This is a genomic window from Vibrio sp. Vb0667, from assembly GCF_033391095.1.
Window position 1 is genome coordinate 255,029 of the sequence record NZ_JAWPOL010000003.1, and the last position, 13,848, is coordinate 268,876.

10 protein-coding genes are annotated in these 13,848 nt (G+C 45.2%); all 10 read left to right on the top strand.

Annotated features, from left to right (window positions below; genetic code table 11):
- The first annotated feature begins 128 nt into the window (after nt 1–128).
- Entirely contained in the window at nt 129–593 is a 465-nt protein-coding gene (locus R8269_RS06365) for a DUF3305 domain-containing protein (RefSeq protein WP_017634910.1), read from the top strand.
- Nucleotides 583–1,209 (top strand): DUF3306 domain-containing protein, encoded by a 627-nt coding sequence (locus tag R8269_RS06370; protein ID WP_017820682.1) that lies wholly within the window; start codon nt 583–585, stop codon nt 1,207–1,209. The genes R8269_RS06365 and R8269_RS06370 overlap by 11 nt, the downstream gene beginning before the upstream one ends.
- Nucleotides 1,210–1,520: 311 nt before the next feature.
- Entirely contained in the window at nt 1,521–3,182 is a 1,662-nt protein-coding gene (locus tag R8269_RS06375) for a 4Fe-4S dicluster domain-containing protein (RefSeq protein WP_017820683.1), read from the top strand.
- A gap of 9 nt (nt 3,183–3,191) precedes the next feature.
- Nucleotides 3,192–3,818, top strand: coding sequence for a molecular chaperone (locus R8269_RS06380; protein WP_017820684.1), 627 nt, complete (start codon nt 3,192–3,194; stop codon nt 3,816–3,818).
- 73 nt (nt 3,819–3,891) lie between these two features.
- Nucleotides 3,892–4,092 carry a twin-arginine translocation signal domain-containing protein gene (locus R8269_RS06385; protein ID WP_005377542.1) on the top strand — a complete coding sequence of 67 codons (201 nt, stop codon included), beginning with the start codon at nt 3,892–3,894 and terminating at the stop codon, nt 4,090–4,092.
- A 10-nt stretch (nt 4,093–4,102) separates the two neighbouring features.
- Complete coding sequence (locus R8269_RS06390) at nt 4,103–6,958, top strand: formate dehydrogenase subunit alpha (protein ID WP_005377539.1); 2,856 nt, start codon at nt 4,103–4,105, stop codon at nt 6,956–6,958.
- A gap of 11 nt (nt 6,959–6,969) precedes the next feature.
- The gene (gene fdh3B / locus R8269_RS06395) at nt 6,970–7,578 is read left to right on the top strand and encodes a formate dehydrogenase FDH3 subunit beta (protein ID WP_005377536.1); all 609 of its coding nucleotides are present in this window, start codon (nt 6,970–6,972) and stop codon (nt 7,576–7,578) included.
- Nucleotides 7,579–7,592: 14 nt separating this feature from the next.
- Entirely contained in the window at nt 7,593–8,645 is a 1,053-nt protein-coding gene (locus tag R8269_RS06400) for a formate dehydrogenase subunit gamma (protein ID WP_258476646.1), read from the top strand.
- Nucleotides 8,629–9,045 carry a membrane protein gene (locus R8269_RS06405; protein WP_005377532.1) on the top strand — a complete coding sequence of 139 codons (417 nt, stop codon included), beginning with the start codon at nt 8,629–8,631 and terminating at the stop codon, nt 9,043–9,045. Before R8269_RS06400 ends, R8269_RS06405 begins: the two co-directional genes overlap by 17 nt.
- Nucleotides 9,046–9,468: 423 nt before the next feature.
- The gene (locus tag R8269_RS06410) at nt 9,469–13,848 is read left to right on the top strand and encodes an RHS repeat-associated core domain-containing protein (RefSeq protein ID WP_258476647.1); all 4,380 of its coding nucleotides are present in this window, start codon (nt 9,469–9,471) and stop codon (nt 13,846–13,848) included.

The following is a 13,848-nucleotide window of genomic DNA, read 5'->3' on the forward strand; positions in this document are numbered from 1 at the left end:
AGGGAGTATATAGACTAAGTTATATCAGCTTGGCGCGTTTATTGCTTCGAAGACAATAAAAATGGTCGAAAACGGGGGCAAAATGTCCTGTGTGTTTTCAGACCAAAAATAGAAAGACTGGGTGAGTTATGTCGGATAAGAAAGATTTCGAAAAAAATTACGAAAAGACTGAGGATACATGGCCAATCGGCGTAGAGCTTGTTGAGCATGAGATCAGTACAGGGATTTGGGTGACAACCCAATGGCAGTTGACAGGATTTGCGCTGAATCCGACGGAAGAGACTCCAGATGTTTGTCCGTTGCAATTACATAAAGATGAACGTACAGACTACCGCTTTAACTTAAGCTCTCTGCAACCTAAACTCTTTTTAGTGATGGATAACGTCGAGTCTGGTGAAAAACCAGCGATACAGTTACTGACGGCTTCACAATCTGTTGCGGCGCAATATATGGATGGTGATAACCTTGTACTATCTAACGATATGCCGTTAGCCGTTCAGGCTTGGATGGAAGCCTTTATCGGTCGCCACGGTGAGTTGTTAGAAGTAAGACGTAAGAAACGCAAAGGAGCGGGCAGAGCAAATGGCAACTAGTTTTTTAAGCCGTTGGTCGAAACGTAAGTTAGAAGAATCTTCCCAACATGATGAAGAGATCACGCCGATAGCAGAGACGGCGCAATCCGAAGATAGTGTCACAGCGCTTTCAAACGCTGACGAAAGCTCAGATGCTTTGAACGTCAATGAGGATAGTCAGGCTCCAGACATTACCGCGAGTGTAGAGACTGAAAAAACCGAAAAAATGTCTGTGGCGCAACTGCTGGTTTCTGAAGCTTCAGAAAGTGTCAAGAAAGCTGCGCTGCGCAAAATGTTCTTGTCCGAAGAATTTAACGTGCGTGACGGCCTAGACGATTACGATGATGATTACAGTAACTTAAAGTCACTTTCTCAAGACGTCGCTGAGACGCTGCGTGATTGGGTTAAAGACAAAGTGGAAGACGAACCAGACGCTGAAACTGCGCAAGGGTCTGAGCTTAACGCTAACGATATCGCATCTGAGGTAGTTGAAGACGCAGAGTCAAACACCGACAAAAATGCCCAAATTACTCAAGATGAAAATGAACTGTATATAAACACAGTGTCTAGTGAAAGTGATACTTTTGCTGAAGAATCACAGTCTAACGAGGTGAGACAAAATATACCACATAAATAATAGGTACATTTTGACTAAACACTCAATGAGCCGGCTGAGACAAAATGTCTCAACCGGTTTTTTTATCCCTACTATTTGTCAGTAAAATTGATAACCTATTGATTTTCAGTTGATATTTTATTGGCATGACACTTGCTATTTGTTGCTCAATACCAATCTGGTTGAAGTTAGTACGGACGCACTGCGTAGTATTCATCGCCTATAGATGGCGGAATAAGAATTCTCATTGATAAGTTAATCAGCAGAATCTCCGGCGCTAACTACACTAAGAGATGGAAAAGACTATCCATGTTCATAAATGGAATTGAGCAATGCTGAAACAATTATTAGAACAAGCAACTTCCAATAACGGTAAAGCGAGGCTGTACGCTTTCGAAAATACCGTAGAGTTGACCAATCTTATTCCACCAACCGTAAGCTATGAAAGCGGCGGTAATACTTTGATTGTGGGCCCAACAGCAATCATCGAAAGTGCGGCAGCGCAATTGTCGCAAATGAACAGCCTAACGCTGCTTTCTACCGATGGCGAAAAGGGCACAAATCCCGAGCTTTATTACGCCAATTCGGTTCAGGTTTCAGGGTTCTTAGGTACGTTTGAAGTTCTGATTGAAAATCATGGTTCGACCAACAATCTTGCCAAGGTCGCGATCAATAGCGATTGTTTCGATATCGTACTCGATCTTTGCCTTAACAGCTGCATGTCGGAAGAAGTCCCAGTACCGGGCTACTACCCAGTAGGTCGTGGCTATCCGAAACTGGCTGAAGCGTTGGAAGAGATTCCAACCTTAATGGGGACGTTCGATAAACCGAAATTCTTCCGTTTAGATACCGATTTATGTGCACACAGCTCTCGTGGCGTAAAAGGTTGCGAACGGTGTGTGGATGCTTGTCCGGCAGGGGCACTATCGAGTGAAGGCAGCGACAAAACGGGCCATCGCATCGAGATCAACCCATACCTATGTCAAGGCGTGGGTACTTGTGCTACAGCGTGTCCGACAGAAGCAATTCATTACGCACTGCCAAACCCTGAAGATACGCAAAAGTTTATTGAACGTACGCTCGCCAACTATGAGCAAGCGGGTGGTTTAGATCCTATCGTATTGATTTGCAGTTCTCGCCACGAGAGCTACAACGTGATGGCACTAAAAGCACTGCCAGATAATGTGATTCCAATTGTGGTGGAAGAACTGCCTTCGGTTGGTATTGATACTTGGTTCGCCGCGCTTGTGAATGGTGCTACTCAGGTGCTGTTTGCGGCTTCACGTTTTATGCCTCAAACCATTATTCGTGTGCTTAATAGCGAAGTTGGTATTGCTCAAGAGCTGCTCGGTCAGCTTGGTATCGCCAAAGAAACCATCGACATTCTGTATCTAGAGTCACTACGTGAAGGTGCTCCGACACTTTGTACTGAGTCTTTTGATTTGGCATTAGGTGATTTGCAAGGTAACAAACGTCAGCGTCTATTTACGGCGTTGGATGCGTTGTCGTCTTCTCGTATTCCAGTCGAGAACATTGTTGAGCTGCCAGCAAACGCGCCTTACGGCAATGTTTCTTGTGAGAGCAAAGATTGTACGTTGTGTATGAGCTGTGTGGCAGTTTGTCCTACACGTGCACTTCATACCGATGGTCAATCTCCGTCGCTTAAATTCGTCGAGCAAGACTGCATTCAATGTGGGCTGTGCGAGAAAGCGTGTCCAGAGAAAGTGCTGACGCTTACGCCTCGTATGAACTGGGTGAAAAAAGAGCGCCAAAAAGCGGTTGTGATTCACGAAGAGAAAGCAGCGGAATGTATTCGCTGTCATAAGCCATTCGCACCTCAGTCTATGATCGACATGCTACAAAACAAGTTACGCGGTCACTCTCATTTCTCTGATGAAGCGGCGATCAATCGTATCGCGATGTGTGAAGACTGCCGTGTGATCGACATGTTTGAGTCGATGGCAGAAGACCCAATGAAACAACTGAAATACTAGGAGCTCGCAGTGGACACACAACAAGAACAAACACTGAGAACAGACATTTATCTCGTTTTATCCGCACTTTTTCGTAGTGCGCCTAGTGATGAAATGCTGGCGTTCCTGAAATCGCTAGAAATTGAGCCGTCTGAGAGCGCGATGCAAAAAGCTTGGCTCGCACTGCAACAAGCCGCGAACGAAGCGCAGCGAGAAGCGTTAGAAGAAGAATATCAAGATCTGTTTATTGGCATTGGACGTGGTGAAGTTGTGCCATTCGGATCTTGGCATCGTACTGGCTCGATGATGGAAAAGCCGTTAGCGGAAATTCGTCGCGATTTGGATCTTTTAGGCATCGAACGAGAAGAGAACGTGAAAGAGCCTGAAGACCATATTTCTGCACTGTGCGAAGTGATGGCAATGCTGACAGGTGAAGAGGAAGAACTTCAACAAGCGGTGTTTAACAAACACATTGCCCCTTGGTTCCAATCTTTTACGCGCCAACTAGAGAGCGCAGAAAGCGTGAACTTCTACAAGCCAGCTGCACAGCTTTGCGATGCGTTTTTAACGTTAGAGCAAGTGCGCTTTAGCGTGAACACCAAAAGCAGTAAGAACAAATTAAAAATTGATGTGAAAAACGTCACTGATTACGAGTAATCGAGCAGTACTTGGTCATATCGATAGAGAGGCATGAGTCTCCAAAGATCTACCGTAAGGTAAGGAAGCAATGATGAAAGATAATAAAGAAATAAACACAAGCCGTAGGGATCTCCTAAAAGGCTTCACAACCGCTGCCGTTGCCGGTGCTGTTGTTGCGGGAACCACGAAAGTGGCCGTTGCTTCAGAAACGGTTGAGCCTTCTGAAAACGACGTGAAGAAGAAAGGGTATCGTGAAACTCAACACATTCGCGATTACTACGACACACTTTAGGAGATAACGGATGAAACTTGTCAAACGCTCCGACAGTGTGAGCAAAGAAACGAACCAGCTTGGCGTATCTCGTCGTGCATTCATGAAAAACACTTCGCTTGCCGCTGGTGGCGCAGTGGTTGGTGCTAGTCTATTCGCACCGGGAATGATGAAAAAAGCGCAAGCAAAATCAGTCGATCCAGAAGCGAAAACAGAAGTAAAACGTACTATCTGTTCTCACTGTTCAGTGGGTTGTGGTATTTACGCAGAAGTTCAAAATGGTGTTTGGACGGGTCAAGAGCCTGCATTCGACCACCCATTTAACGCCGGTGGTCACTGTGCAAAAGGTGCAGCACTGCGTGAACATGGCCACGGTGAGCGCCGTCTTAAATACCCAATGAAGCTTGAAAACGGTAAGTGGAAAAAGCTTTCTTGGGATCAAGCGATCGAAGAAATCGGTAACAAGGTGATGGACATCCGTAAAGAGTCCGGCCCTGATTCGGTTTACTTCTTGGGAAGCGCAAAGCACAGCAACGAACAAGCGTATTTGTTCCGAAAAATGGCATCACTTTGGGGTACGAACAACGTTGACCACCAAGCGCGTATTTGTCACTCAACAACCGTGGCGGGTGTAGCGAATACTTGGGGTTACGGTGCGATGACCAACTCTTTCAATGACATGCACAACTGTAAGTCGATGCTATTCATTGGTTCAAACCCAGCTGAAGCACACCCAGTAGCGATGCAGCACATTCTGATCGCAAAAGAGAAGAACAACTGTAAGATCGTCGTAGCGGATCCTCGTCGTACACGTACGGCAGCAAAATCGGATCACTATGTCTCACTTCGTCCTGGTTCTGACGTAGCATTCATTTGGGGTGTGTTGTGGCACATCTTCGAAAACCAATGGGAAGATAAAGAGTTCATCCGTCAACGTGTATTCGGTATGGATGAGATCCGTGCTGAAGTGGCGAAATGGACGCCAGCAGAAGTTGAGCGCGTAACAGGCGTAAGCGAAGAAGACGTTTACCAAACAGCAAAACTGCTTTCTGAAAATCGCCCGGGCTGTATTGTTTGGTGTATGGGTGGTACTCAGCATACTACTGGTAACAACAACACACGTGCTTACTGTGTGCTTGAGCTAGCGCTTGGAAACATTGGTAAATCAGGCGGTGGTGCAAACATCTTCCGTGGTCACGATAACGTACAAGGCGCAACCGACCTTGGCGTGCTCTCTGACACGCTACCGGGCTACTACGGCCTTTCTGAAGGCGCTTGGCGTCATTGGTCAAAAGTGTGGGAAATCGATTACGAATGGATCAAAGGTCGTTTCGATGACAACGCTTATAGCGGTCAGAAACCAATGCACAGTGCAGGTATTCCTGTATCTCGTTGGGTTGATGGTGTACTGGAAAACAAAGACAACATTCGTCAACGCGAAAACATCCGTGCAATGTTCTACTGGGGACACGCAGTGAACTCTCAAACACGTGGTGTTGAGATGAAAAAAGCGATGCAGAAGTTGGACATGATGGTGATTGTGGACCCATACCCAACGGTTGCTGCGGTAATGAACGACCGTACCGACGGCGTTTACCTGCTTCCTGCAACAACACAGTTTGAAACACACGGCAGCGTTACCGCATCTAACCGCTCTCTACAATGGCGTGATCAGGTGATTGAACCTTTGTTTGAATCAAAACCAGACCACGAAATCATGTACCTGCTTTCGAAGAAACTGGGCTATTCCGATCTTCTGTTCAAAAACATCCGTGTTGAAAACAACCAGCCGGTGATTGAAGACCTAACGCGTGAATTCAACAAAGGCATGTGGACGATTGGTTACACAGGCCAAAGCCCAGAGCGTTTGAAAGCGCACCAACAAAACTGGCATACGTTCCACAAAACCACACTGGAAGCGGAAGGTGGCCCTGTCAACGGTGAAACCTATGGTCTACCTTGGCCATGCTGGGGCACACCAGAAATGAAACACCCAGGTACACACATTCTGTACGATACGTCCAAGACGGTTGCAGAAGGTGGCGGTAACTTCCGTACGCGCTTTGGTGTGGAATTTGAAGGCAAGAGCCTTCTTGCAGAAGACAGTTATTCGAAAGGCTGTGAAATCAAAGACGGTTACCCAGAGTTCACTGACAAGTTGTTGAAACAACTTGGTTGGTGGGACGACTTAACTGCTGAAGAGAAAGTGGCAGCAGAGGGTAAAAACTGGAAGACTGACCTTTCTGGCGGTATTCAGCGTGTCGCGATCAAGCACGGTTGTATTCCATTTGGTAACGCGAAAGCGCGTGCGATTGTTTGGACGTTCCCAGACCGTGTGCCACTGCATCGTGAACCACTTTACACACCACGTCGTGACCTTGTAACGGATTACCCAACTTGGGAAGACAAAGATGCAATCTTCCGTGTTCCTACGTTGTATAAATCCATTCAAGAGCAAGACAAATCGGGCGAGTACCCAATCGTTCTGACTTCTGGTCGTCTGGTTGAATACGAAGGTGGTGGTGAAGAAACGCGTTCAAACCCATGGCTTGCCGAGCTTCAACAAGAAATGTTTGTCGAAGTAAATCCGAAAGACGCGAACGACCTTGGTTTCAGAGATGGTGATGATGTTTGGGTAGAAGGTGCAGAGAAGGGACGAATCAAGGTGAAAGCGATGGTAACACGTCGTGTGAAACCTGGTTTGGCGTTCATTCCGTTCCACTTTGGCGGTAAGTTCGAAGGTGAAGACCTACGTCCTAAATACCCAGAAGGTACACAGCCTTACGTTGTTGGCGAATCGGCCAACACGGCAACCACTTACGGTTACGACCCGGTTACCTTGATGCAGGAAACCAAAGTAACCCTATGTAACATTCGTAAAGCGTAAGGAGTCTGACAATGGCACGAATGAAATTTCTATGTGACACCAAGCGCTGTATCGAGTGTAACGGCTGTGTTACTGCATGTAAGAACGAAAACGACGATGCGCTTGAATGGGGCATTCAGCGTCGCCGCGTGGTAACACTAAACGACGGTGAAGCTGGTGAAAACTCTATCTCTGTTGCTTGTATGCACTGTACCGATGCGCCTTGTATGGCAGTTTGTCCAGCTGATTGTTTCGAACATACTGAAGACGGCATCGTTCTTCACAATAAAGATCTGTGTATCGGTTGTGGTTACTGTTTGTTTGCTTGTCCGTTTGGCGCACCTCAATTTCCTAAACAAGAGGCGTTTGGTGAACGTGGCAAAATGGATAAATGTACTTTCTGCGCGGGCGGCCCAGAAACAGAGCCTGGCTCTGAGGAAGAACGCCAAAAGTACGGTGCGAACCGTATCGCAGAAGGCAAGTTACCGATGTGTGCATCGCTTTGTTCAACCAAAGCGCTGCTTGCGGGTGACGCAGAGAAAGTCTCTGACATTTTCCGTCAACGTGTGGTAGAACGCGGCGCGAAAAACGCAGGTTGGACAGACGGAAACGATCTTTCTTACGATGCGACGAAAAGCTAAGTAAGGAGAGGCACATGTTAAACACGCTTAAACGTGCATCTCTAGCAATGTTGTCAATGATGACGGCATTGCTGCTGACTTTTGCAATGCCTGCTTCAGCAGAGGGACAATCTTCTAAAGTTATTCAACAGGAGATCACGCAACTCGCCGGGGCAGACTATTGGCGCGAAGTCAGAGAGGGGCAAGAAGGCTACACCACGTCTCAATCGCCAGAACATGGCGTATTGATCAGTAAACCTGGTGAGACTTGGTACATTCTAAAAGAAAAATGGATGTCTCCTGCTGGTGCTGTCGCGATTTTCGGCAGTATTGCAATGGTAATCATGGCTTACGTATTCGTTGGTCCTTTGATGCTTAGCAAGCCGCGTACTGGTAAAAAAATGAAGCGTTGGTCTCGTTTAGACCGCGCGCTTCACTGGAGTGTGGCGTTTACATTCTTAACGCTGGCATTCAGTGGTTTGATGCTAGTTTACGGTAAGCACTTCTTAAAACCGTACGTTCCTACTGAGTTCTGGGGCTTTATCGTCATGTTGGCGAAGCAGTACCACAATTACATGGGACCATTGTTCTTCATTTTACTGATGCTCGTGCTCTTTAAATGGTGGCGCAAGTCGATTCCAAACATGACAGATGTTCGTTGGTTTATGAAAATGGGCGGCATGGTTGGTAAACACAAAGGCACACATCCGTCAGCTGGTTTCTCAAACGGTGGTGAGAAGGCAATCTATTGGTTGTTAATCTTCTTTGGTGCTATCGCGGCAGTGAGTGGCTTAGTTCTGGACTTTCCTATCTTTGGCCAAACTCGCCGTGACATGGAGCTTTCTAACTTAGTTCATGCGATTTCGGCGCTGATTCTAATCTGTGGCTTTATCTTCCACATCTATATTGGTCTATTCGGTATGGAAGGTGCGCTAGAAGGCATGGTGACAGGTGAAGTTGATGAAACATGGGCGAAAGAGCATCACGATCTTTGGTATGAGGAAGTGAAGTCCAAAGAAGCGATGGGTGAAACAGATACGGCACAAACGGAAGTAAAAGGAGCGAAAGCGAATGAACAAACCTCATAACGGGATTTGGGTTGCGTACATCCTGAGCTGTCTGACCCCGTTTACGTTTCTGATCTCAGGCGTTATCGCAATTATCTATGCGGGTTACCGATTAGATAAGGGAGAAGACAGCGACGTAGTGATTTCTCATTACTACGGTTTAATTCGCACCTTCTTTCTCTACCTGACGTTTTTTGTTGTGTTGATCGTCACCGTCGCGACTTCTAACGGTGTACTCGTTGGCGTGAGTGATTATTGGTTGCATAGTACTTTGCTTGAAACCATCGCTTACTTTATTCCTTGGGTAGGGATGGTGTTTGCTGCATTAGCCATCTTGGTGTGGTTTATGCGAATGTTTCAAGGGATGCAGCAACTGCTCAATAACCAACCACACAGACCATCGACAGGTCCAAACCTTTAATCAGTATTCTTTAAGCAAAACCGCCGTAATAGGCGGTTTTTTTGTTGCTGTTTTGTCTCAAATATGAAGCGTTGAGTCGCAGTGGTGATACTTGATGCAACTTATTGAGTGAATTTACGTAACTGGGCAGAAAATCATAGTTAAGTAAGAAACATGTAAAAAAATCGCGTCACGATGAGACATTAGTCTCACTCACGCTATTGTTCATTTACTCAGGATTCATCGTCCCGTTAAAGTACGCTGCGCTCAGAAATTCAAAGAGTTGCATACGTGAAAATTGCCATCAATACATTCAGTCTACGCATACAGAGGAATCTCTATCGGAGGATGTTTGATTAAGGCATCTTGCTCTCACAAATAAAAAGAGCGAAACGAGCATTAAATGATGCGGCAAGGTAAGAAAAGGACAAACACGTTACGGCTATGATCCCTCAATTCGTCATTCCTATCACGAATCGCTTTGGCGAAAGTTATCACTTCTCTGGTCAGTTACTTACTAGCGGCGAACCTAAAACATTCGTGACCAAACAAGAGGCAATAGAGTTTCTTGAGAGCTTTGGTGAGCTTGACCTTCGCTCTGTCGAGGACTTGTTCTATACGATTGGTCAATTCAAGCCAAACATACCTGACGGTGAGCTTACTTCCCAACACTATAATTCAACGTTTGCCAATGCTTTGGTGAACGGTGATTTGCATGTCGCTCGAATTGTACCTACCGGCGAAAACTACGCACTCTCGTCAGCGGTTACGCCTCCACCGACTCAAAATACCGTCAATGCAAAACCATCGAAGGGAAAGGGGAAGTCGAATAAAAAGAGTGGCAGAAGTGCCGCATCCGCCAAGCCTCAGCAACAAAGCAGCGAAAAACATGAGAAAGCCGGTGATCCTGTATCACTTGTGACGGGTGAAGAAATTCTCGAACTCTATGATATCGAGCTACAACAAGGTACTACTTGGCAGCGTACTTACCGCTCTTCGCAGTCGGATGTAAATCATGGAATGGGCTTTGGTTGGCGACATGCATTTCAGTTTGAATTACGCGAAAAGACGGACGAGAAAGACAATGTTATCGCTTGGGAGTTTGTTGACGATAAGGCCGATATCACAGAATTTGAGCCAGTAGATATTGGAGCAACAAGTTACCAGATATACGCTGGTGCGAGCTGTTATTTCCTAAATTCAGCAACTCGGATCGTGACGCTCGCTAGTGGGCATCAATATCGATTTGAACAGAAAGATGATCGTTGGGTTGTTAAACAAGTCAGAAATGGCACGTTTTCAACGTTTCAACTGCAGTATTCTCGAAACCATCGATTGATCGAGATTGCATACAACAAGCGTCCGGTTCTTGAATGTCAATATGATAAGCAAGGACGCCTTGTAGAACTGCTAAATGCAAAGTCCCAAAAAGTTCTGACAACTTATACCTATGATGAGCACGATGATTTGGTCAGTGCAACTAATCATTTAGGCTTAAAGGAACAGTATCAATACCGCGGGCATTTAATTGTTAAACGTGTACGACCAACTGGCTTTACTCATTATTTTGAATGGGATGGCGAAGGTGCAAAAGCGAAATGCATCAGAAACGTTGGGGACGCAGGAATTTATGACTATCGCTTCCATTATCAAGGAAATCACTCTTCTTATTCTGACTCGTTAGATCATCAATGGTCTTTCTTGCATGACGAGCAGGGTAACTTACTCGAGAAAATAAGCCCCACAGGTAGAACTTGGCGATGGCAATATGATGAATTAGGGCGAAAAGCGCAAGCTATCTATCCTGATCAGTCAACGGTCAATTATCAATATAATCAGCATGGTCAATTAGTTTCTAAGTTTCATTCCTCTGGCAAAGAAATTCAATATGGTTATGACGGCTTAGGTAAGTTAGTTAAAACGGTTTCACCTGACGGGGATATCGAGAAGGCTTACTACAATAGCCTCGGTCAAAGAGTTTGGGATACCGATCAGTTCGGCTGTGTCACGGAATATGATTACGATAAACACGGTCAAGTCGTCAAAAAAGAGTCTGAAGATGGTAAGAAAAGTCAGTGGTGGTGGGATGAACAACAAAGACTTATCGCGAATGAAATAGACGGTACATTACTTCGTTATAGCTACAATGAAGAAGATTTAGTGAATGGCGTTGCTTATCCCGATGGGTGTATTGCTCAACTCGCTTATGATCAATTTGGCAGGCGTACATCAGTTCGTTATTTTAACGACGAAGACAAAGTCGGTTATAGCGAAGAATATTCTTACGATGAGCACAGCCGTGTTGCTCAGATTCGAACGCCAGCAGGCATTACCTCGTATCAATGGGGAGCACTCGCGCAACAAGAAGCAGTCATCTTTCCCGATGGCAGCCATATTTCTTACGAATACGATCAACAACGTAACCTGACTAAATTAGTTCGGAGTGACGGCTTAGAGTTCGAATTCCTGTATGACGATGAAGGCCAGCTGTCAGGAACTGTCGGGTTTGATAATCTACAAAGCCAATTTGATTATGATCATATGGGGCGAATCCATCGTAAGCAAGTCGCCGATAGGACGGTGCTGTATCGCTATGACGCTGCGGGTTATCTCAAGCACGTCAAAGCAGGAAATGGTAGCAGTATTGTAGAGAACCACTTCAATTATACGCTTGGTGGGCGACTTACTTTCGCATCCAATCGCCATCACACATTGCAATACCAATACTCTTCATTCGGGCATTTAACAAAGCGCATTCAAGGCCAGTTTGAGATAACGCAGGAGTTTAACAGAGTTGGCCAACGCGTATCTCAGGTACTGCCAGATAATACGGAGCTGAACTTCTCTTATGATCGATATGGGCGTTTTTCAGCGATTCGGTTTGGAAACCTAGATTTACCTCAAATCAAATTTCATTACGATGAAATGGGACGAGTTTCCCAAATTGAAACGGCATATTTTAATGAGCGCATCATTTATGATGGTGTTGGTCGTTTGGTTGAACAGCATTGGCCAGATAGAGAGAAAAAGTACGTTTACAATGCGCAAAACCGTATTTCATCAATCATTGATAATACGGCAGGAGCAACACACTATCAGTACGATGCCTTAGGGCAACTTAAACGAGTCAATGCTTCCGGAGATGTGACTAAATTTGAATACGATAGTTTTGGCAATCCTACTTTGCCAACTTCAGAGGTATTCGCTGATCGTATTGAAGTACACGATGGTGTCAGGTTCAAATATGACGCGCAAGGAAACCAGACAAAACGTGAGGGGCAAGGACACGTTCAGACTCGCGTATTTGATGCGTTAAATCAGCTCATTGAAGTTCACACCGACGATGGTATCAGTCAATATGAATATGATGCATTAGGGCGCAGAACGAAAAAAATTACACAAAAAGGCGTTACGGAGTTCCTGTGGGAAGGTGAACGTTTAATTGGTGAACGCTCTTCAGGTGCTTTCCGTTGGTACCTATATCAACCCGAAACTTACACGCCAGTGGCACTGCTAGAAAATGACGTTATTTATTGGTACCAGTGCGATCAAGTTGGTAAACCAGAGCGACTGATCGATTGCGAAGGGAATGTTGTATGGAGTGCCAGCTACGATGCTAACGGCTTTGCTCATGTACATATTGAAAATGTAGCAAATCCACTGCGTTTTCAAGGACAGTACTTCGATCAAGAAACCAACTTACATTACAACCTCGCTCGGTATTACGATCCTAAACTAGGACGTTTTATCCAACAAGATCCGATATCTATTGTTGGTGGTATTAATCATTACCAATATGCAGTCAACCCTATCCAGTGGATTGATCCAACAGGTTTCCTTTGTGAAGAAGGGCTAAAACGCTTGGGTCAAATGTTGGCAGAGTATCAAGCGCAAAGCGATGTCCCCCAAGAGGTTTGCGATCAGATTTTAGAAGCAGCAAAAGAGTCATCCGTCGGAGAAGATGGCGTTCGATCGCAAGTCAAAATCCGAAAACCCAAAGGTAAAAATCATATTCGATATGAATACGATTTAGACCATATTGATTGCGAGAAAAATGAAATTACTTTTTATCGTCATATCAATCATTCAGATGGCAGCCGACACGAAGTGCAGTATGTTGTTGGGATTGAGGAATTTGTAAATGCGCATGTTTTTGACTCAGAGAAAGTTGGCGGGGAAGAAGGTTGCACGATCTTTACTGAAGATCTTGTGCTGAATAAAGCAGAGTATAAAGAAAACTCTGAACTCAATACGAGTGATTATGAGCTAACAGAAAGAAACAAAGAAAAAATTGACGAATGCTTAAAAGAGCGTCAAGAGGCAATCGACGCTCGAGCTGGCGAAGAGGGATATAACGCTCAAATTGGTAATATTAACCAACAGTCTGCAAAAATAGGTGAGTTGGCCGCGGATGACTTTGTCCGGAGTAAACGTCCTAATGCTAAGCTGCTTCATCCCAAAGATATTGGAACCTCAATTTCGAAGCCGGGCGACTTTGATATGGTTTACCTCTCAGATGATCCTGAAGAAATCATCATCGTTGAGGCTAAGGGGGGCAGCAGCCCGCTCGGCAGTCGTAAAATTGGCAATGAAGCATATCAGCAAGGGACAAGTAAATATGCGGCGGAAATAGTTAAGTTAATGTCAGAGAATAAAGAAGGAACGACTGAAAAATTAGCTGCCGACGAAATCCAATTTGCAGCTTTCTCCGGCATACCTATTCGATATATACATACTCAAGCAAGCATCCCAGAAAGTGGAAAAGCCTCGGACGTAAAACTAGAAGTGGCAGAATTTAAAATTGATTCAGAAGGACTAAAGTAA